The 21954-nt window shown below is 51.9% G+C and carries 13 protein-coding genes; 9 read left to right on the top strand and 4 right to left on the bottom strand.

The features are described 5' to 3' along the window. Positions 1–285 precede the first annotated feature (285 nt). From BKD14_RS02295 to BKD14_RS02330, 8 genes are all read left to right on the top strand, one after another. Positions 286–1827 (top strand): phosphomannomutase/phosphoglucomutase, encoded by a 1542-nt coding sequence (locus tag BKD14_RS02295; protein WP_083646753.1) that lies wholly within the window; start codon positions 286–288, stop codon positions 1825–1827. A gap of 33 nt (positions 1828–1860) precedes the next feature. Then, a complete protein-coding gene (locus tag BKD14_RS02300; protein WP_075654110.1) occupies positions 1861–4194 on the top strand; it encodes an AGE family epimerase/isomerase in 2334 nt (777 codons plus the stop codon). 230 nt (positions 4195–4424) lie between these two features. Continuing rightward, positions 4425–5192: a DeoR/GlpR family DNA-binding transcription regulator gene (locus BKD14_RS02305; protein WP_028233589.1), complete on the top strand. Its 768-nt coding sequence runs from the start codon at positions 4425–4427 to the stop codon at positions 5190–5192. Between the two features lie 238 nt (positions 5193–5430). Next, the gene (gene glpD / locus BKD14_RS02310) at positions 5431–6957 is read left to right on the top strand and encodes a glycerol-3-phosphate dehydrogenase (RefSeq protein ID WP_022710743.1); all 1527 of its coding nucleotides are present in this window, start codon (positions 5431–5433) and stop codon (positions 6955–6957) included. Between the two features lie 183 nt (positions 6958–7140). After that, a complete protein-coding gene (locus tag BKD14_RS02315; RefSeq protein WP_075654111.1) occupies positions 7141–8142 on the top strand; it encodes a GAF domain-containing protein in 1002 nt (333 codons plus the stop codon). A 232-nt stretch (positions 8143–8374) separates the two neighbouring features. After that, a complete protein-coding gene (adh, locus tag BKD14_RS02320) occupies positions 8375–9892 on the top strand; it encodes an aldehyde dehydrogenase (protein WP_075654112.1) in 1518 nt (505 codons plus the stop codon). Positions 9893–10153: 261 nt separating this feature from the next. Continuing rightward, complete coding sequence (locus BKD14_RS02325; RefSeq protein ID WP_028233590.1) at positions 10154–11188, top strand: zinc-dependent alcohol dehydrogenase; 1035 nt, start codon at positions 10154–10156, stop codon at positions 11186–11188. Between the two features lie 20 nt (positions 11189–11208). Beyond that, positions 11209–11574, top strand: coding sequence for a DUF779 domain-containing protein (locus BKD14_RS02330; RefSeq protein WP_022710747.1), 366 nt, complete (start codon positions 11209–11211; stop codon positions 11572–11574). Between the two features lie 64 nt (positions 11575–11638). Here the strand turns inward: BKD14_RS02330 and BKD14_RS02335 are convergent, their stop codons facing one another. From BKD14_RS02335 to BKD14_RS02350, 4 genes are all read right to left on the bottom strand, one after another. Then, the gene (locus tag BKD14_RS02335) at positions 11639–13999 is read right to left on the bottom strand and encodes a glucose/quinate/shikimate family membrane-bound PQQ-dependent dehydrogenase (RefSeq protein ID WP_075654113.1); all 2361 of its coding nucleotides are present in this window, start codon (positions 13997–13999) and stop codon (positions 11639–11641) included. Positions 14000–14243: 244 nt separating this feature from the next. Next, positions 14244–16754, bottom strand: a complete 2511-nt coding sequence (locus BKD14_RS02340; protein WP_075654114.1) for a heavy metal translocating P-type ATPase — start codon at positions 16752–16754, stop codon at positions 14244–14246. 17 nt (positions 16755–16771) lie between these two features. After that, entirely contained in the window at positions 16772–16999 is a 228-nt protein-coding gene (locus tag BKD14_RS02345) for a heavy metal-associated domain-containing protein (RefSeq protein ID WP_075654115.1), read from the bottom strand. 186 nt (positions 17000–17185) lie between these two features. Next, entirely contained in the window at positions 17186–19285 is a 2100-nt protein-coding gene (locus BKD14_RS02350; RefSeq protein ID WP_075654116.1) for a bifunctional diguanylate cyclase/phosphodiesterase, read from the bottom strand. A 490-nt stretch (positions 19286–19775) separates the two neighbouring features. On the opposite strand from BKD14_RS02350, the gene BKD14_RS02355 reads away from it, so the two are divergent. Then, entirely contained in the window at positions 19776–21869 is a 2094-nt protein-coding gene (locus BKD14_RS02355; protein ID WP_075654117.1) for an LTA synthase family protein, read from the top strand. The last annotated feature ends 85 nt before the right edge of the window (positions 21870–21954 follow it).

Raw genomic sequence — 21954 nt, forward strand, 5'->3', positions numbered from 1 at the left:
AGAATTGATTTTTGTACGGAAAAGGCCGGTTTTTCAACGCAATATGCGCATTGATCTTGATTATGAATTTATAAATAAATCAATATAATCAATTATTTAATGGCTAAATTTTCAGATTAAAATTTATTGGATTTGTCCGGTTTTTGCAAAATATCGCTTGGCAAAAATGATTTTCCGATCCTATGGTCAAAGAAGGAATACAAAACAGTTTTGAGTGAGTTTTAGCCGTCCGGAATGACATCCGTTCAGGTCATGCATGTTCTTTGATTCTTTTCAGGGGAAATAATGCAATCAACCGCGATCAATACAGAGCAGTCCATTCAATATTTTACAAGTGAGTCTCCGGCGGATGAGGCAATCTTGATCCGTCCGGAAGGTTTTCGCGAATATGACGCGCGTTGGTGGTATGGCTTTGCGGGTGCTGAACAACCCGCTGAGATTAATCTGGCAGGTATAACAGCTGTCGGAGCAGGTTTGGCGCATATGGTGCGGCAGCGCGGTATCGAACCGGCAATTGTGGTCGGCCATGATCTGCGCAGCTATTCGTTTGAGATTAAGACAGCGCTTATCAAAGGCCTGATATCCGGCGGGATGCAGGTCTTTGATATCGGGCTTGCGCTGTCACCTATGGCTTATTACGCGCAATTTGCACTGAATGTGCCGTCTGTTGCGATGGTGACCGCCTCACATAATGAAAATGGCTGGACAGGGGTGAAAATGGGCTGTGAACGCCCTTACACATTCGGACCGGCGGATATGGCTGAGCTGAAATCAATTATTCTGGAGCATCAGGCTGAGCCGGCTAAAGGCGGGTGCTATAATTCCGTCAATAATATCGAAAAGCTTTATTCTGCAGCTTTAACAAAAGGCCGCTTTTTAAAACGCCATCTGAAAGTTGTTGTTGCTTGCGGAAATGGCACTGCGGGTTTGTTCGCTCCGCAAATTTTGCGCCGGATTGGTTGTGATGTTGTGGAAGTTGACTGCGCGCCGGACTGGAATTTTCCGCATTATAATCCTGATCCGGAAGCCGCTCCCATGCAAAAAGCAATGGCGGAGGCCGTGAGAACCTATGGAGCTGATCTGGCTTTTGGCTTTGATGGTGATGGCGACCGTTGCGGTGTGGCGGATCATGAGGGCAATATTATTTATGCTGACCGTATGGGCTTGCTATTGGCGCGGCAATTCTCAGAAAAGCACAAAGCCGCGCATTTTATTGTCGATGTGAAATCGAGCGGATTGTTTCGCAGTGATCCGGTATTGCAGGCCAATCAGGCAACGGTCGAATATTGGAAAACCGGCCATTCCTATATCAAGCGCCGCATGGGGGAGTGCCGCGCATTGGCGGCGTTTGAAAAATCCGGCCATATGTTTTTGAACCAGCCTTTGGGACTGGGTTATGATGATGGTCTGGCAACCGCCATCGCGGTTTGCGAAATGTTGGCTGCCCATCCGGATCAGAGCTTGGCCGCGCTCCACCGGCAATTGCCGGTCAGCTATGCAACGCCGACGCTCAATATTCCCTGCTGTGATACTGAAAAATACGGGCTGGTTAGCCGGATACAGGATTATTTTGCCAATTTGTTTGAGGCGGGTGGTTCATTTGCAGAGCAGAAGATTACGGAGCTTCTGACGATCAATGGCGCGCGTGTCACAGCGGCTGACGGTACATGGGGATTGATCCGTGCATCGTCAAACAAGCCGGATTTGGTGGTGGTTGCCGAGAGTCCGGTCTCGCTTGAGAGGCGCAATGACATGCTGTGTGCAATCAAAGATGTTTTGAGACAATTCGGGGCAGGGGAACTACCCAATTTTGAGGGCGGTTTTTAAGTTTTTTGAATAGCTTGGGCGGGGGCGTTGGCTATGGCTTTTGATCGGGAAAACGGGAAGTTCAACGGAATTAATAGCACGAATTTGCCGTTGTTGAGTTTTGTGATGTGCGGCGGCAGTGGCTCACGTTTATGGCCGCTCTCCAGAATTGACAAGCCGAAACAATTTCATCACCTGTCCGGCGATGAGAGCCTGTTGCTCGCGACTTTAAAGCGCCTGCAATTTGCTCCCGAGAACAGAATTTCTGTGATCGGTGCACAGGCACATTCCGAGCAAATTGCAGAAATAATTTCTGCAATGTCTGATGTGGGGGATATCAGGACAATCTTAGAGCCAGTGGCGCGTAATACCGCTGCGGTTGCAGCACTGGCCTCACTGTCTGCATTATCGGGCTGTGATGATGCTTTGATCCTGCTTTGTCCGGCAGATCATGAAATATCGACTACAGAGCAGTTTTGGCAGAGCGTAGCGCAGGGAGTTCCTGCTGCTGCGCAAGGAGCAATTGTTACATTCGGGCTTTTACCGGAACGGCCGGAAACCGGCTATGGTTATATAGAAGCGGGACAGCTGACCGAGGCAGGCTATGCTATCATCCGATTTACTGAGAAGCCGGATTATGACAGTGCATTGTCCTTTATCCGGCAGGGAAATTACTTCTGGAACTCCGGCATATTCCTGTTTCGCGCCAGCACTATGCGGGACGCCTTTCTGCAATATGCACCGGATATCTGGCTGGCTGTGCAGGCTGCACTCGATAAGGCAGAGCGCGATGATAATGCGATAAGATTACCAGAGCATCTGTATCAGCCTGTGCCTGCGATTTCTTTCGATCATGCAATTATGGAAAAAGCAGACAGACGTGTGCTGATACCGGCTTCATTCCGCTGGAGTGATCTCGGCTCATGGCACTCTTTGCTCCAGCATCAACCGCAGGATAGTTGCGGCAATGTGCTGAGCGGTGATGTGATCGCCCATGATTGTAACAACAGCTATATCCGCAGCGACAGCGGATTACTCGCAGTGTCCGGCCTGAATGATATGGCTGTTATTGCCACCAAGGATGCAACCTTTGTGGCTCCGCTGGCACAGAGCCAGCAGGTGCAGGCCATTGTCAGACAGCTGACGCAGCAAAATCGTGCAGAATTATATTATGAAGCACCCATTCCTCTATCTGGCATGCACCGGCAAAAGGTGCAGGACTGGTTATTTGAGCAGGCGCTGCCCCTCTGGGCTGTGCGCGGTACCGATCATCGCCATGGCGGTTTTTATGAGAACCTTTCTATGCAGGGGGTACCGGTTGCAGGCCTGCGACGTTCACGGACAATGGCGCGGCAAATTTATGCTTTTGCGAAAAGTCATCAGGCGGGATGGTGCGGGGAGGCTGCTGGTCTGATCGCGCACGGTTTACTCTTTATGCAGGCGAAAGGGCGCAGTCGCAATGGCGGCTGGGTGCAGTCATTTCATGCTGATGGCAGTGTGGCGGAAAGTCAGGAAAATTTCTACGATCAGACCTGTATGTTGCTTGCACTGAGCTATGCTCATCAGGCGGGACATAATCAAGCTCTGCAATTAGCGCAGGAGACTTTTGCATTTCTGGATGCCAGATTGGCTCACCCAAAAGGCGGTTTCTACGAAACATTTGCTGACCGCTCTGATCCGCAGGCTATACTCAGCAGTAATGCGCATATGCATTATCTCGAAGCCTGTCTGGCATGGCACGAGGTGAGCGGAGATTTTATGTTTCTCCGTCGTGCATCCGAGATTGTAGCTCTGTGTGAATATTACTTTTTTGATCGTGATTATTGGTGTCTGGGAGAATATTTCACTGCGAACTGGCAGCGGGTGCGGGATGAGCGGGGCGACCACACAGAACCTGGTCATGCTTTTGAATGGGCAGCGTTGCTAAGTGATTATGCCAAGCGCACCGGTTGCCAAAACACACAGCGGATGGCGCATCGTTTGTATAGCAATGCCATTTCCAGCGGGATAAACCGGGCGACAGGTCTGGCCTATAATGTGGTGTCGCGTGAGGGCAGGCCGGTGGATAGCGGCAGCCGCAGCTGGCAGCAATGTGAGGCGATCAAAGCTGCGATCATGCTTGATGGCTATAATGGTCAGGATATGAAGCCGGAAATTGAAGCGCGCATCGCCACTTTGTTTCGCTGGCATCTGCATCCGGCAAAACGCGGTTTGTGGATTGACCGCGTTGATAAGAACGGAAGTCATTGCTCCGGTCATGTGCCGGCTTCAATCCTCTACCATCTGGTCAGTGCACTGACTTTATATTTGCAAGTCACAGCAAAAGCAGCTGACACACCTGTGGCGGGTAAGTCAGGCATATCTGAGAGGATAGCTATGTCAGTCTGAAAGGAATTGTCTGTGGAATTATGCTGATACAAAACAAACTTATTTGAATATGAGGTTGATCTGCTTGTGTTCAGCCACTGATTAGTTATCCTGACATGCAAAGCTGTTTCAGGAGAAGCGAGAGCCGGATTTCCTGAAGCCGCGTTCAAAAACAATCAGAGCGGGCGCGGAGGATAAATCCGCATCAGGCACGTTTTGTCCGTTTAATGGGTAAAATCAGGCAGATTTTTATGCAGCACTCTCCGCGTCATCGTGCCATTCTGGAACAGGCTAAGCTGAAAGGTCAGGTGCTGGTTGATGATCTGGCTGAACAATTTCAGGTTAGCCCGCAGACAATCCGTAAAGATCTCAATGATTTATGCCGTGCGCAATTGCTGACCCGTACCCATGGCGGTGCTTTATTTCCCTCGGGCGTGGAGAATCTGGAATATGAAGCGCGCAGGCAAATCGCAGCCTCGGAAAAACAGGCTATCGGTCAGGCCGCAGCTGCATTGATACCGGAAGGCGCATCGCTTTTCATCAATATCGGCACGACTACTGAGGCCGTGAGCCAACATTTGCTGTCGCATAGCCAGTTGATGGTGATTACCAATAATATCAATGTCGCCAGTCGCTTACGTGTCTATTCAGGGCTGGAAGTCATTATTGCCGGTGGTGTTGTGCGCGCCAGTGACGGTGGTATTGTCGGTGAGGCGGCCGTTGATTTCATCCGTCAGTTCAAAGTGGATTATGCAATTATTGGCGTTTCAGCGATTGATGCCGATGGTGCATTGCTCGACTTTGACTATCGCGAGGTAAAGGTTGCGCAGGCGATTATCGCCAATGCCCGTCATATTATTCTGGTAGCAGATTCCACCAAGATGGAGCGCAGCGCGCCGGTGCGGATGGGGCATTTATCGCAGATTGATACTTTCATCACCGATCAGTGCATTGAACCGTCTTTGCGTCAGATTTGCGCCGATCATGATGTGCAGTTGATTGAAGCTTTGAAACTTTAAAACCTGACAGGTTTTATCTCGCGACTGCATAAGTTTTTTGCGCCTTCTTATTTGTGTGAAGTTTCGTTTTTTCGCTCGATTTAGTTTCGTTTTTTACTATATTGCTTTCATATTGCGGATGATGCCGGATTGAAGACGATTCCGGTGCGCCGTTTTTCATGTGTCACAGCCGTGTCAATTTACCGTGCTTCAAGCAGTTACGTATTGAATTGACATGATTTTCGGCGGAGCTTGCGACGTGGTTGCAAATACGGACTACGATATTTTCATTATTGGCGGCGGTATTAATGGCTGCGGCATTGCCCGCGATGCTGCAGGGCGTGGTTTCCGCACCGGTCTGGCCGAAATGAAAGATCTGGCAAGCGGTACATCCTCCCGTGCAACCAAACTTATTCATGGTGGATTGCGCTATCTGGAGCATTATGAATTCCGGCTGGTACGTGAAGCCCTGATGGAGCGCGAAGTGATCTGGGCTAATGCCCCGCATGTGGTCAAGCCAATGCGTTTCATTCTGCCTTATCATCGCGGCGGTGTGCGTCCGGCATGGCTGTTGCGTCTGGGATTGTTCCTTTATGACCATATTGGCGGGCGCAAATTGCTGCCTGCAACCCGCACCCTGAATATGAAAACCGATAAGGCTGCGGCACCGCTGAAAGACCTGTTCACCAAGGCTTTTGAATATTCCGATGCATGGGTTGATGATGCGCGTTTTGTGGCACTCAATGCGATGGATGCCAAGGAACGCGGCGCAACAATCCGCACCCGCACCAAAGTCATTGCTGCGCGGCGCACAGCTGATATCTGGCATCTGACATTGCTGGATTTGCGCTCGGGCAAAACCAGTGAGGTGACATCAAAGCTCGTGGTGAATGCTGCCGGCCCGTGGGTTGACCGTGTGCTTGCCGGTGTGGAAGGTCTGGCCGAGGTGCATAATGTGCGTCTTGTGCAGGGCAGCCATATTGTGGTGCGTAAGAAATTCGACGGCGATCGTTCTTATTTCTTCCAGAATAATGACGGGCGCATCATTTTTGCTATTCCTTATGAAAATGATTTTACGCTGATCGGCACCACAGATCAGGACTATCACGGTGATCCGGCGAAAGTGGAAATCACTGATGCCGAGAGCGATTATCTGTGCTCTGCCGCCAGTGAATATTTCCGCGAGCCGGTAAAGCGCGAAGATATTGTCTGGGCTTATTCCGGTGTCCGTCCGCTCTATGATGACGGAGCCGATAAGGCGCAGGAAGCCACGCGCGATTATGTGCTGAAGGATGATGCCGGTGAGAATAAAGCACCGCTGATTAATATTTTCGGCGGCAAAATCACGACCTATCGCCGTTTATCCGAGCATATGATGCAGAAGATTGAGCATTTTCTCGGTAAAAAAGGTGCGCCATGGACACATAAGGCGCCATTGCCGGGTGGTGATTTTCCGGTGCAGGATTTTGGCCGGATGAGCGCGAAATTTGCTGCGCATTATCCTTTTCTGGCACCGTCTCATGCGGCACGACTGTTCCGCATGTATGGTACGCGCGCGCAGTGGATTTTGGGCAATGCAGCGGATTATAAAGATCTCGGTCAGCATTTTGGCGCCGATCTTTATGAAGTTGAAGTGCGTTATATGATGGTGCAGGAATGGGCACTGACCGCAGAAGATATTGTCTGGCGACGCAGCAAACGCGGGCTGGTCATGACAGCAAACGAGATCGCGGCGCTGGATCAGTTTATGAAAACCGAAACCGGTTATCATGAGGAAGCGGCGTAACGTTTTTCATATTATCCACTTATAGTTTCACACCGCAGCAGGAAACTTCCGGCTGCGGTGTTTGTTTTTACAGCCATAGTTTCTCCTCCTTTGGGTCTCATCCTCATGCTCTTCACAGCAGCATAAATCTGGACTACCATTCTCTGTGCAGACACTGAGTGAAGCTCTGGAGGAGAGCCAGCAATGAGCATTCAGTCAGGCGAAATATCCGCCGCGGCAGGTCAGTCAGTCTTCAGCGCTCATGCGGAGCGGGTTCACTCTGCCATTCGTGGCAGCGGTGCAGCGCGCTCGGCTCTCGTTGCCTCATGGCAGCGGTCTGCCCGTCTGCACGGGTTGAAACCACAGGATCCCGGCAAACCCCAAACTATCACCGCTCAGAAACTGCGCGAAGTGCAGGAATATGTCGAGCCGCTGACCCATCTGGCACAACCGGTGCTGGATCGTCTGTTTCTGTCAGTTGGCGGCATCGGTTGTTGTGTATTACTGGCTGACGGTACTGGTGTGCCGGTGGAGCGGCGCGGGGCTGTTGCGGACGATAAGACATTTCATAAATGGGGACTGTGGACGGGTGCCGTCTGGAGTGAAGCCTGTGAGGGCACCAATGGCATTGGCACCTGTATTGTCGAGCAACGCGCAGTGACAATTCACCGTGACCAGCATTTTCATGCAAGAAATGCTGGGCTTTCCTGCTCTGTTGCCCCGATCCACGATCATACAGGGCAACTTGTTGCGGTGCTTGATGTATCCTCCTGCCGGTCTGACCTGACTGAGGCCTATGCAGGGTTGATTTTTGCTGCGGTGAATGACGCGGCACGCAAGATTGAGACAGATTATTTCCGCTATCATTTCCAGAAAGCCCGCATTGTTCTGGCACCTGTCACTGAGCATAACAGCGGCGCACTGCTGGCAATTGATCGTGATGATATGGTGATTGGTGCCAGCCGTTCCGCACGTCTGGCACTGGGGTTGGGCGAAGACGGGTTGAAAGATCCGGTTCCTGCGGCCGATTTCTTCGGAACGCTGGCTGAGCAGGATATGGATATGGCCGAAGCTGAACGCGGTGTCATTATCCGCGCCCTTGCACGGGCTGAGGGGAAAATTTCCTCGGCAGCCAAAATTCTTGGCATGAGCCGTGCAACCCTGCATCGTAAGCTCAACCGTTTGCAAATCAGACGAAACGGCTGAGCCGCGCGGCATTCCGGAAAATGTGAAATGTTTTTTGGACGGGATGCACGAATTTAAAGCCATCTCTCAAACTGTCTCATTCTTGCGACATTGCGGGCAAGAGTTTGTGATGAGTGCTCCGCTGGCCTCATGACAAGCCGCGTATTTCCCGCAACATTATTTGTGAGTTCAGGCATGTCTATCTGAGGAGAGATAGCGTGCTGATAATGAGCGAAAAACAGGGAGAGAGACAATGAACAAGGTTGAAGTAAACCGGACAGTTCATCCTAAATTTGCCAAACGTTATGGCAATTTCATCGGCGGCAAATGGGTCGAACCGAAATCCGGACGTTATTTTGAGAATATTTCACCGGTCAACGGACAGGTTCTCTGCGAGATTGCCCGTTCCGATGCAGCGGATGTGGAATTGGCGCTCGATGCCGCCCACGCCGCGAAAGAAGCATGGGGGCGCACCAGTGCCGCAGAACGTGCGCTGATCCTCAATAAAATCGCTGACCGGATGCAGGATAATCTGGCACTGCTGGCCGAGGCTGAAACCTGGGACAATGGCAAGCCGATCCGTGAAACCACCAATGCCGATATGCCGCTGGCGATTGACCATTTCCGCTATTTTGCCGGTGCTATCCGTGCGCAGGAAGGCGGCATTTCTGAAATCGATCACGATACAGTCGCCTATCACTTCCATGAACCTTTGGGCGTGGTCGGGCAGATTATTCCGTGGAACTTCCCGATCCTGATGGCGGTGTGGAAACTGGCACCGGCACTGGCTGCGGGTAACTGTGTGGTGCTGAAACCGGCTGAGCAGACACCGGCTTCTATTCTGGTGCTGGCGGAACTGATCGGCGATCTGCTGCCTGCCGGTGTGCTGAATATTGTCAACGGTTTCGGCCTCGAAGCCGGTAAGCCGCTGGCTTCCAGCCCGCGCATTGCCAAAATCGCCTTTACCGGTGAAACCACTACCGGCCGTCTGATTATGCAATATGCCAGTCAGAACCTTATTCCGGTCACGCTGGAGCTGGGTGGTAAATCGCCGAATATCTTCTTTGAAGATGTGACTGCGGAAGATGATGATTATCTCGACAAAGCCATTGAAGGCTTTGTGATGTTTGCGCTCAATCAGGGTGAGGTTTGTACCTGCCCGAGCCGTGCGCTGATCCATGAAAAAATCTACGACAAATTCATGGAAAAAGCGCTGAAGCGCGTTGAGGCAATTGTGCAGGGCGATCCGCTCAATCCGGCAACCATGATCGGCGCGCAGGCCTCGCAGGAACAGCTGGAAAAAATCCTCAGCTATATGGATATCGGTCGTCAGGAAGGCGCGGAAGTGCTGACCGGTGGCGAACGTAACCAGCTTGGCGGTGATCTGGCCGGCGGTTTCTATGTGAAGCCGACGGTCTTCAAAGGCCACAATAAGATGCGGATTTTTCAGGAAGAAATCTTCGGTCCTGTGGTTTCTGTCACGACCTTTAAAACGGATGAGGAAGCGCTCTCGATTGCCAATGACACGCTTTATGGCCTTGGTTCCGGTGTGTGGACGCGTAACGGCAACCGTGCTTACCGCTTTGGCCGTGGTATTCAGGCAGGGCGCGTCTGGACAAATTGCTACCATGCTTATCCGGCACACGCGGCTTTCGGTGGTTACAAGCAATCCGGAATAGGGCGCGAAAATCATCTGAAAATGCTCGATCATTACCAGCAGACCAAAAATATGCTGGTGAGCTACAGCCCTAAGAAACTGGGCTTCTTCTGATCTGACGAAATGATCTCCCCCGAAGTCATGACCGGTTTCGGGGGAGATATGCATAACAAAAAATGAGAGCGAACGCAGTGAGTAGGATGCGTTGCAAACGCTCTGAATGTGGTTGCATTCCACGGCTGTCAGGCTGATCCGGCCTGATTGTGAAATGCTTCAGCCACGGTGATCCGGTCATCCGGCTCGCCGACTTTCCGTAATGTTGGTGTCATGAATGGAGCAGAAGGAGTGCCTCTCTTTCTGCCAAAGGAGATTGTTATGGCAAAAACTATGAAAGCCGCTGTTGTACGTGAATTCGGAAAACCCCTGACAATTGATGAAGTGCCGATCCCCGTGCCTGGGCCGGGGCAAATTCAGGTTGCTATTCAGGCATCCGGTGTCTGTCACACCGATCTTCATGCGGCTGAAGGCGATTGGCCGGTGAAACCAAATCCGCCATTTATTCCGGGACATGAAGGTGTGGGCTATGTCTCCGGCGTCGGTGCCGGTGTCAAACATGTCAAGGAAGGTGATCGCGTTGGTATTCCATGGCTTTATACGGCTTGCGGCTATTGCAACCATTGTCTCGGTGGTTGGGAGACCTTGTGTGAATCTCAGGAAAATACCGGCTATTCTGTGAATGGCGGTTTTGCCGATTATGTGGTGGCTGATCCGAATTTCGTCGGCCATTTGCCGAAGAATATCGAGTTTAACGAAATCGCGCCGGTACTTTGCGCTGGTGTGACCGTTTATAAAGGGCTGAAAGTCACGGATACCAAACCCGGTGACTGGATGGTGATTTCCGGTATCGGCGGGCTTGGCCATATGGCGGTGCAATATGCCAAAGCCATGGGGCTCAATGTTGTGGCTGTCGATATTGATGATGCCAAACTTGATCTGGCGCGACGACTGGGGGCAGTCGCAACCGTCAATGCCAAAACCAGCAATGATCCGGCAGCCGAAGTGAAAAAACTGACCGATGGCGGTGCGCAGGGCGCATTGGTGACAGCGGTCTCGCCAAAAGCGTTCCAGCAGGCGCTGGGGATGATGTCGCGTGGCGGCACGATTGCTTTCAACGGTCTGCCTGCCGGTGAGTTTCCGGTGTCGATTTTCAACATGGTGCTGAATGGCGTGACACTGCGCGGTTCCATTGTCGGCACAAGGCTGGATTTACAGGAGTCGCTTGATTTCGCTGCAGATGGTAAAGTGAAGGCGACGATCAGCACTGACAGGCTGGAGAATATCAACGCGATTTTCGACAAGATGCGCAAAGGTGAAATCGAAGGCCGTATCGTGATGGATATGACCAAATAGATCACAAAGTGGAGGGTGTCATGACTGAAGCAGAAATGAACACGAATACAGCACCGCTGAACAAAGTGACTGCGACGCCTGACGCCCTCAAACTGATTGCCGAATTGCAGGCAGAATATGGCCCTGTGATGTTTCACCAGTCCGGCGGTTGCTGTGATGGTTCATCGCCGATGTGCTATGCACAAGGTGATTTTCTGATCGGTGATCAGGATGTGCAATTGGGTGAGATTGGCGGTGCGCCGTTTTATATCAGCCGTTCGCAATATGAAGCATGGAAACATACGGATCTGATTATTGATGTGGTGCCGGGGCGGGGAGGTATGTTCTCGCTCGATAATGGCCGTGAAGTGCGTTTTCTGACCCGCTCGACGATTTGTACGATTTAATTGCTCCCAAGGCGTGACGTAAAAAAGGGCGGAAATTCCGCCCTTTTTTATATGTCTGTATGGCTTATGGCAGCTTGTAAGACATTACATAATCACCGGCTTTAGTGCCGACTGAACCATGGCCACCGGCAACGATCAGCACATATTGTTTGCCGTCTTTGCCGGTATAGCTCATCGGTGTGGACTGGCCACCCGCAGGCAGGCGTGTCTGCCAGAGTTGCTTACCGGTGGTGAGGTCATAGGCGCGCAGATAATCGTCAACCGCTGCACCGAGGAAAGCAACGCCGCCTGCGGTAATCATCGGCCCGCCGATACCCGGAACGCCAAGTTTCAGCGGAATTGGCACCGGTGCCATATCTTCTACCGTACCGTTTTTATGTTTATAGGCGATCTTGCCTGTGCGCAGGTCAACACCGGCCACATAGCCCCATGGCGGCGACTGGCACGGAATGCCAAGCGGTGACAGGAGCGGCCCCATAAATACGCCGTAAGGCGCGCCATCATTACGGTTCAACCCTTGCTCGCTGGCTTTTTCATCCTCACCTTTCGGCGGAATCTGATCCGCAGGCACAAGGCGTGAGGTGAAGGCCAGATAGGTCGGCATACCGAACATCACCTGACGTTTCGGATCAACTGCCACGCTGCCCCAGTTAAAGACGCCGAAATTGCCGGGATAGACAATTGTACCCTGCAGGGAAGGCGGGGTGTAACGACCCTCATAGCGCAGCGAGCGGAACTGGATGCGGCAGGCAAGCTGATCGAACATCGTTGCCCCCCACATATTGGCTTCCGTCAGCGGCGGAGGATTGAAGCTGAGACCGGAAAGCGGCTGTGTCGGTGCGGAGAAGTCTTCCGGTATTGCACCTGTTGGGGCTGCAACTTCGGTCACAGGAATAATCGCTTCACCGGTACGCCGGTCGAGCACATAAATATCGCCCTGCTTGGTTGGACCTACCAGTGCGGGCACAACTTGTCCGCTCTTATTGGTAATGTCGAGCAGCACGGGCTGAGCAGGCACGTCCATATCCCAGAGATCATGATGCACAGTCTGGCGTACCCAGCGCACCTGTCCGGTATTCACATCCAGAGCTGTGATGGAGGAAGAATATTTCTCTACCGCCTCACTGCGCCCCATACCGAGCTGATCCGGCACCTGATTACCGAGCGGTATATAGATGAGGCCGAGATTTTCATCGGCACTGAACACCGACCAGCTATTCGGTGAATTGGTGGTGTAATGCTCACCGTCCGCAATCGGTGTGGTGACATCAGGATTACCGGAATCCCAGTTCCACAACAGCTGACCGGTGAGAATATCAAAGGCGCGGATAACGCCCGACTGTTCCTGCGTCGAGAAATTATCATTCACCGCGCCGCCGACGATGATTTTTCCGTCCATCGCAGTTGGCGGGGAGGTGGAGTAATAATAGCCGGACGGATTATATTTCATGCCACGGGTCAGATCGAGCACACCTTTATCAGCAAAACTCTCGCAAATCTGGCCGGTCTTGGCATCCAGTGCTATCAGATGCGCATCGGATGTCGGCAGATAAACCCGCTCATAACAGGCCTGATCTGCGGCAACGCTCTGGTCTTTCCAATAGGTCACGCCACGGCAAGTCTGGTGCTGGCGCTGGGTATTGGCGCTGACCTCAGGGTTATAGCGCCATTTTTCCTTGCCCGTATCCGCATCCAGCGCAATGGCAATATTATGCGGCGTGCAGAGATAAAGCGTGTCTTCAATCTTGAGCGGTGTCACCTGATAGGTGGTTTCCGTCACATCCTGCGGCTGGCGCACATCGCCGGTTTGGTATTGCCATGCAAGCTGCAGGCTAGCCACATTTTCCGGTGTGATTTGTGTGAGCGGTGAATAACGCTGACCATATTGCGTGCGGCCATATTGATGCCATTCGCCATCCGGTACCGTATTGCCCATATCCGGTGTTGCCGCGACCGCTTCTGTGGGTAGAGAACCGTCGAGATTATGCGGATCTTTGGTGATTGAGATACCGGCAACAATCAATGCGGCCGCGATTGCCCCCAGCAGCGGCAGAGGACTGGCACTGCCTGCGCGAGCCTGTTCAACCGTTGGTGCCACTTCTCTGCTGGCAGGGCTGAGCGCTTTGCGGATCGGTGGCAGCAACAGCCACAGACCCAGCAGCACAATAATGCCGCCGCGTGAGCCGAGCGGCCACCAGTCAAAACCGACTTCATAAAATGCCCAGCCGAGTGTGCCGAGAATGATCAGGGCATAGACCCAGAGTGCCGCAGCACGGCGGGTGAAAAGCAGTATGGCGGTCAGTAAGAAACCGGCCGCTGTAATAATGTAATAAAGGCTGCCGCCCAGCAGGGCGAGTTTTATGCCACCATAACCAAGCGCGATGCCTATGAACGCAAAGAGGATGGCTGTTAATGAAACTAACACAATGCTACCCCTTATTTATTGAATGGGGAAGAATATAGATCAGTAAAGCACAGCGGGAAGTGCTTCGAAACATTTATTTGAAAATAGAACAAATGAATCGGCGCAGATACAGTTAATTCTGACAGGAAAAAGCGCAGGAAATTCTGTAAAACAATAAGTAAATCAATTCTCTAATCAATGAAAACGCCGCCCTGTTACGGGCGGCGTTTTGTTTAAAAGCATTAGCCTTGGGAGGATGGTGCTTTTATAAACGTGTGCTGGTGAAACTGCGCAGGCGCAGCGCATTGGTCAGCACGAAGATGCTCGACAATGCCATGGCTGCCGCAGCCAGTACCGGCGAGAGCAGGATGCCGTAAAACGGGTAGAGCAGGCCTGCTGCAACCGGAATAAGCGCGGTATTATAGGAAAATGCCCAGAACAGGTTCTGACGAATATTGCGGATTGTCGCTTTGGACAGAGCAATCGCATCCACAACAGCAGTCAGATCGCCGCTCATCAGCACCACATCGGCGCTTTCAATAGCGATATCCGTGCCGGTGCCCACAGCCACACCCACATCAGCCGCAGCCAATGCCGGTGCATCATTGATACCGTCGCCGACAAAGATGATTTTACGGTCAGAACCTGCGAGACGCTTCAGTGCTTCCACTTTACCATCCGGCAGAACTTCCGCTGATACCTCATCAATACCGAGTTCTTTAGCAATGGCATTTGCCACGACTTTGCTGTCTCCGGTAATCATCGCCACTTTCAGGCCAAGCTTATGCAGGGCATCAATTGTGGCTTTGGTTGTAGGTTTCAGCTCATCCGCCACGGAGAAGGCGGCGACCAGTGCACCATCCCGTGCCATATAGAGCACGGATTGCGCTTTGGCAGTCATTGCTGCTGCGGCCTCTGCACCGGTGCTGACATCAATGCCGAGCTTTTTCATGAAACGTTCTGCGCCGACATGGACGGGCTGACCGTCAACCATGCCACTGACGCCGAAGCCCGGTACAGCTTCAAAGTCTTTGACTTCCGGCTGTTTCAGCCCCTTGTCTTCCGCAGCCTGCACCACAGCAGTCGCAATCGGATGTTCTGAGCGGGATTCCAACGCGGCTGCCAAAGCCAGCATCTCATCAGCACTCTGATTGCCGAATGTATGGAACTGCGACAGCACAGGTTTGCCAATGGTCAGCGTGCCGGTTTTGTCGAAAGCGATAATGTCGGCATCGCGCAGGCTTTGCAGGGCATCGCCACGGCGGAACAGCACACCCATTTCCGCACCGCGACCGGTACCGACCATGATCGAGGTCGGTGTTGCCAGACCCATGGCACAAGGACAGGCGATAATCAGCACGGCAATGGCATTAGCCAGCGCAAAGGTGAAGGCCGGTTCAGGGCCGAAGATAAACCAGATCAGGAAGGTGACAAAGGCTGCGAGCATAACCGCAGGCACAAACCATGTCGTGACCTTGTCGATCAGGTTCTGGATCGGCAGCTTATCGGCCTGTGCGTCTTCAACCATGCGGATGATCTGCGAGATCACCATATCCGCACCAACCTTGGTGGCGCGATAGGTGAAGGCGCCGGTCTTGTTGACCGTACCACCGACAACCGTGTCACCGACATTTTTCGTGGCGGGAATAGGCTCACCGGTAATCATGGATTCATCAATATAAGACGTACCCTCCGTGATCTCGCCGTCGACCGGCACTTTCTCACCCGGACGCACCAGAACCAGATCACCTGCACGCACATCCTCCAGCGGAATATTCTGTGTCACGCCGTCACGCACCACACGAGCGGTTTTGGCCTGAAGCCCGAGCAGATGGGCAATGGCATGGGATGTGCGGCCTTTGGCGCGGGCTTCCATCCAGCGGCCGATCAGGATCAGCGTAACGATAACCGCTGCTGCCTCATAATAGACATTGACGGTTTGCGCTGGCAGGACAGAGGGCATGAAGGTGGCGACTACGGAGAAGCCCCATGCTGCCAATGTGCCGACAGCCACGAGCGAGTTCATGTCCGGACCGCCGCGCAACAGTGCAGGAATACCGATACGGAAGAAACGCAGACCCGGACCAAACAATACGAGTGTTGTGAGAATGAACTGGAGATACCAGCTGTTCTGCGTGCCGATTGTACCAGCAATAAAATGATGCAGCGGCGGGAACAGATGCGAACCCATTTCCGTGATGAAAACCGGCAGCGCCAAAGCACCGGCAATCAGTACATCGCGCTTGAGGGTTTTAATCTCGGCATCATTTTTCTCTGCACGGCGTTCCGCACCACTTGCAGGAGCGGCCGCTGCCACAGGCTGTGCCGGATAACCGCTTTTAGTGACAATATCTGCCAGCATTTGCGGCGTGACTGACGGATCACTGAGCGTGATGCTGGCGCGTTTGGTCACCAGATTAACGGAGGCTGCAGCAACGCCGACAGAGGATTGCAGGGTCTTTTCCACGCGTCCGACACAGGATGCGCAGGTCATGCCATCCACTTCCAGCACCACTTGTGCCGGTGGTTGCGGAATATGCGCGGTGTAACCGGCTTTCTTGATAGCTTCGGCAGCAAGGCCTGCATCCGGCTTATCTGCAAAACGCACGGTTGCTTGTTGTGTCGCCAGATTGACTGTCGCACTGTTGACGCCCGGCAAAGCGAGCAAGGCTTTTTCCACACGACCGACGCAGGAGGCGCAGGTCATGCCGTCAATATCAAGCGTAACAACAGGCTGACCCGAGCGTGTCTGCTCAGGGTGACTATGTTTGGTCATGACAGAAACTCCTGCCTTTAGCCGAGGATTTTTGTTTCGTAACCTGCCGCATCAATGGCTTTGGCAATTGTCGCGGCATTTGCCGGAGCCGAAAAACCGATGCTGGCTTGTTTTTTCGCCAGATCAACGCTGACGGTGCTGACACCTTCAACGGCTTTGGCGGTTTTCTCAATTTTTGCCACGCAGGAACCGCAGCCCATACCGTCAACAGAGAGCAGAACAGTGGAGGAAACGGATTGTGTCATGATGATCTTCAGGGCTGATTATGCGGAAAGTCCCGCCTGCGGAAGCCCTGCCTTTCTTGTCAGTTTCAGGCGCATGTCAGCGCTTTTGTTGATGTTGACAAGAAGATAGGGCTTCCCATGATGGGAAGGTCAAGAGCTTTTTCCGAAAGAAATGTATTTATCTTAACTATTTGATTTTATGTCTCTTTATCCGTCATATCCCGCGATGAAGTCACAAACATCGCGCTGTGACATCGGTTTTCCGGTAAAAAATCCCTGTACCTCACCGAATTGTTCGTCTTTCAGGCGCGTGAGCTGTTCCTGTGTTTCCACGCCTTCTGCCGTCGTTACAATATTGAACGCGCTGCCCAGAGAAACCACAGCCTGAATGATCGCCAGATTGCGTTTGTCATTATCAATATTGGACACAAAACTGCGATCAATCTTGATCTTGTCAAAAGGGAAAGTGCGCAAATAATTAAGGGACGAATAGCCGGTGCCAAAATCATCCATGGCAATGCTCACGCCCAGATTGCGCAATTCGAATAACAATTCGGTATTATGCTCGGTATTGGACAGCAGCACTGTTTCGGTGATTTCCAGTTCCAGACGGTTGGCCTGCAAGCCGCTTTCTTCAAGGGCGGATTTCACCATGTCCAGCATGTTGCGGCTGTTAAACTGTACTGGCGACAGATTGACAGAAACTTTGATTTTCTCCGGCCATGAAATGGCATCCTGACAGGCCTGCCGCAGAACCCAGGCACCGATTGCAGAAATGATACCGGTATCTTCGGCAATCGGAATGAAATCATCCGGTGCGACCAGTCCGCGTGTCGGATGCTGCCAGCGCAACAAAGCTTCACAACCGGTAATCAGATCTGTCGTCAGCGAGAAAATCGGCTGATAAAACAGCACAAATTCGTTGTTTTGCAGAGCGGTATGCAATTCCAAAGCCGTGCGGTGGCGTTTTTCGACCGCCTCACGCATGGATCTTTCATAAAAACGGTAGACACCGCGCCGGTCTGCCTTGGCAGCATAAAGCGCCAGATCGGCATTGCGCAACAGCGTATCAATATCCTCACCATCTTCGGGGGCAATGACAACACCGATGGTACAGCCGACATATTCAGGACTGCCGTCCAGATGAAACGGCTTGCTGAACAGATTGGTGATTTCCTCTGCAAAATGGCCGATTTCCTGCCGGTGATCAGGGTTTTTCGGGTCAAAAGGATGGATGATCGCAAATTCATCACCGCCAAGACGGGCAATAAAATCCTGCGGTTTCAGAAAGGCGCTGAGACGGCGCGCAACCTGACAGAGCAGGGCATCGCCTGCCGCATGGCCGATACTGTCATTGATATGTTTGAAGTGATCAACATCAAGAAACAGCAGGGCATGGCTCTGGATTGCTTCCTTTTTGGAGAATAAATCCGTCGTATGGCGCGAAAAATAGACACGGTTCGGCAGATTTGTCAGCGAGTCATGCATGGCCGTATAGGTCAGATGCGCCTGCAGAGCCTGTTCTTCCGTGATATCTTCCATCAACCCGATCAGATAACGCGGCTTTTCTCCGTTTTGCGACGGAATTGTGCGTTTCATTACCCGTACATGGCGGCTGTGACTGCGCAACGGAATTTCATTTTCGACAGTAAAAACACTGTCACTCTCCATCACATATTGATCCTGCGTGATAAAATTGCGGGCATCTTCTTCACTGAAAACCTGATGATCGGCTTTGCCGATGACATGCGCAGATTCTTTGCCGGTAATGGCGCTGGCTGTTTCATTAAACAGAACATAGCGCCCGCTATCCTGCATATCTTTAATGAAAACCCCGATCGGCAGGTTTTTGATCAGGCTGTCGAGCAATGAGCGGGTCTGGCTGATTTCATTGCGCGCTTTGCGGATTTCGGTCTGATCCTGAATGATCGCGAGAATAGCAGGCTGATCGTTGAAATTTGTACGCCGTCCATAGGTGATGACTTCAATCGTCTCGCCATTGGCTTTCAGATGTTTCCAGATTTGCGGCTTTCCGAAGTCAGTTTCTGCGTGGATGGCAGCGATCATGCGTTCGTGCTCGGATTCAGGGCGGATATCCAGCACAGTCATCCGGCTCATCTGCTCCGGCGTATAGCCGTAAAATTCAAAAGCAGCATCGTTCAGCAATAAAAATTTGAGCGAAATCGGATCATACAGCCACATCGGAATAGGGTGCTGTGTGAAGAGCAAACGAAAATCATTCTCTGATAAAGCAGGCTGAAAATACTGCGGGGAGTCGATCTGACTGTTCAGCGGGGCAGTTGTCATAAAGGCTCCGTGTCTTTTAGTTGGCAAACATCATGCCCGGCAGTGCCGTGCGGCTGTTTACACCGCATGATAAGCCTACACGACACATCACAAATCTTAAAACTACATTACAAGCCTGCGATAATTTTTTTCCAGATATTTCTGAGGAAAAATATCGAATAAAATTACATCTCTTTGAAAAATATAGAGAATTATTGTTCTGGCGATGTTTCATTATTTGTGACGTTTTTTTACAAATTTGTTTTTTTGAATGCAGAACAGTGCCGGAGCATATCCGGCGGTGGAATTTGTCGTCTTTGCTCTTTGTCATCTCTTGCTTCGGACTGCCTGTTTACCTAAAAGCTAACACCTGTGTGAAGTTTTTGTGAAGTCTTTGTGACTGCTTTTTTATCAGCAATGACCGGTAAAATTACCGGCAGAGACAAACAGGCAGACGCATCGTGTAACGCTGCAGGAACCGGAAAGTTCCTGTTATTTTGGAAGCTGCCCATTGAGCAATCTTGCAACGCCGGTCCCTCATCATGCACCGCATACTGTCCCTTATTCTGACAGCGCGCTGAATCACGGGGATAAGCGGAAGGCGGCGCGGCGCAATGGCCGGTTCTGTGCATATTTTGCCCGCAGGCACTGGTTCTGGCGCGCATTGATTGCCACAGCCGGAACGCTGTTCCTCACCCTGTCTGTCGTGATGCTGACCGAGTGGCTGATGCGCGGTTCCGCTGCATCATGGAAGCAGTATTTTACGCTGACACACCGCCCGCTCTGGACAACATTAGGTCTTGTTTTCCTCACCCTGTTTTTGCTGGACAGCCTGCTGGGGCGTTTGTGGCAGGGTGTTTTGATCGTTGCGCCGGTTTTGCTCGGGCTTGCATGGTTCAGCCGGCAAAAGGGCATGTATCTCGGCGATCCGCTCTATCCGAGTGATCTGCTTTATACCCGTCAGGTTGTTGATCTGATGCCATTGCTGGTGCGTGACAGGCCACTGGATGCGGTGCTGATCGTACTCGCCTCGATGGCGGCTCTTGCGGCTTTGTATTTTTGCTGGCGTTTTTTCCGTCGCTCTGTGCCGCGTCTGAGCTGGACTGCGCGTGCAGCGCGTCTTGCTGTGGCCATGCCGGCTTTGATCTGGTTCGGCAGTATTTCCGATTATTCCAGCTTCTCCTATATCCGCGACCGCATGGGCATTGTGCCGATGATGTGGGATCAGAAAGAAAATTACGCCCATAACGGTTTGGTTGTGGCGTTTATTTTCAATATTCCCATGGCCAATGTCTCTGCACCGAACGGCTATTCGCAGGAGCGGATTGCAAGCATTGCGGAATATTTATTCCCTGCGGATGATGACAGCGGTCTGCTGGGCGGCTCATCTTCTGCCCACGGCAATACCATTGTTCCGGTTGCTGCACGCAATGATGAAAAACCGGATGTTATTGTGATTATGAGCGAATCTTTCTGGGATCCATCCCGTCTTCCGGGTGTGGCCTTTGATGAAGATCCGATCAAAAATGTGCGTGCCAACCAGTCTGGCCATGTGTTTTCGCCGGAATTCGGCGGTATGACGGCGAATGTTGAATTTGAAGCGCTGACCGGTTTTTCGAATGCCTTTTTGCCTTATGGCAGCATTCCCTATCAGCAATATGTGCGCAGACCTGTGCCTTCGCTGGCCTCATTCTTCAGCGAGCAGGGTTATGAAACCCGTGCACTGCATCCCTATCGCCAGTGGTTCTGGAACCGTGGCTCTGTCTACGAAAATTTCGGCTTTGATAAATTTCTGTCCGAAGAAAATCTGCCGGAGCTGATGAAAAAAGGCCATCTGGCTTCCGATGAAGAATTCACCAGCGAGATTATCCGCTCGGCTGAAGAGGCGGAAAAGCCGCTCTTCCTGTTTGGTGTATCTCTGCAGGGGCATGGTCCTTATGCGCCAAGCCGTTATCCGGACAGTCAGATCAAAGTTGTTACCAATGCTGACAGCGCTGTAAGTGAGGCATCCAAAGGGTCTGTGCGGTCTTTTGCACAGGGCGCACAGGATGCGGATATCAATCTCGGACGGCTGATGGCTTGGGCGAAGAAGCGCGAGCGGGAAACAATTATTGTTTTCTTCGGCGATCATCTGCCGCCGCTCGGTGATGTCTATGTTGAGAGCGGTTATATGAAGAACCGTACGGCCAGCCGCGTGGATACGGCCGATCATATGCTGGCGCAGCATGAAACCCCGCTGGTGTTGTGGTCAAGCCGTACAGACAGTTTGCGCGGTGTCGGCACAATCAGCCCGTCTTTCCTGCCGCTTTATGTTCTGGAAATGGCCGGTCTCCAGCATCCTTACTACACCGGTTTTCTGGGCAAAGTGCATCAGGAATATAGCGTGATTGATGGCCATCTGCTGCTGGATAAAGATTACACGCCCCATGCCGGATGGATGCAACAACCGGTAATGCCGCAGATTTTGCAGGATTACCGTCAGGTTCAGTATGATATGATGTTCGGAAACAGCTATTCCAAAGAAAAGATGTTTCCCTTTATCAGTGCCGGTATTTATGCCACGCCCGGCGAGGACAATAAAAAACAGGTTACATCGCAATATTAACCTGACCAATCGTCAGCTTTTTTACTGACTTGCTATGATGAAATAATTTTTTTATGTTTGGTCAAAGATTGCGACTATCGTTCTT

Source organism: Pseudochrobactrum sp. B5, from assembly GCF_001939785.1.
Taxonomy (GTDB): domain Bacteria; phylum Pseudomonadota; class Alphaproteobacteria; order Rhizobiales; family Rhizobiaceae; genus Pseudochrobactrum; species Pseudochrobactrum saccharolyticum.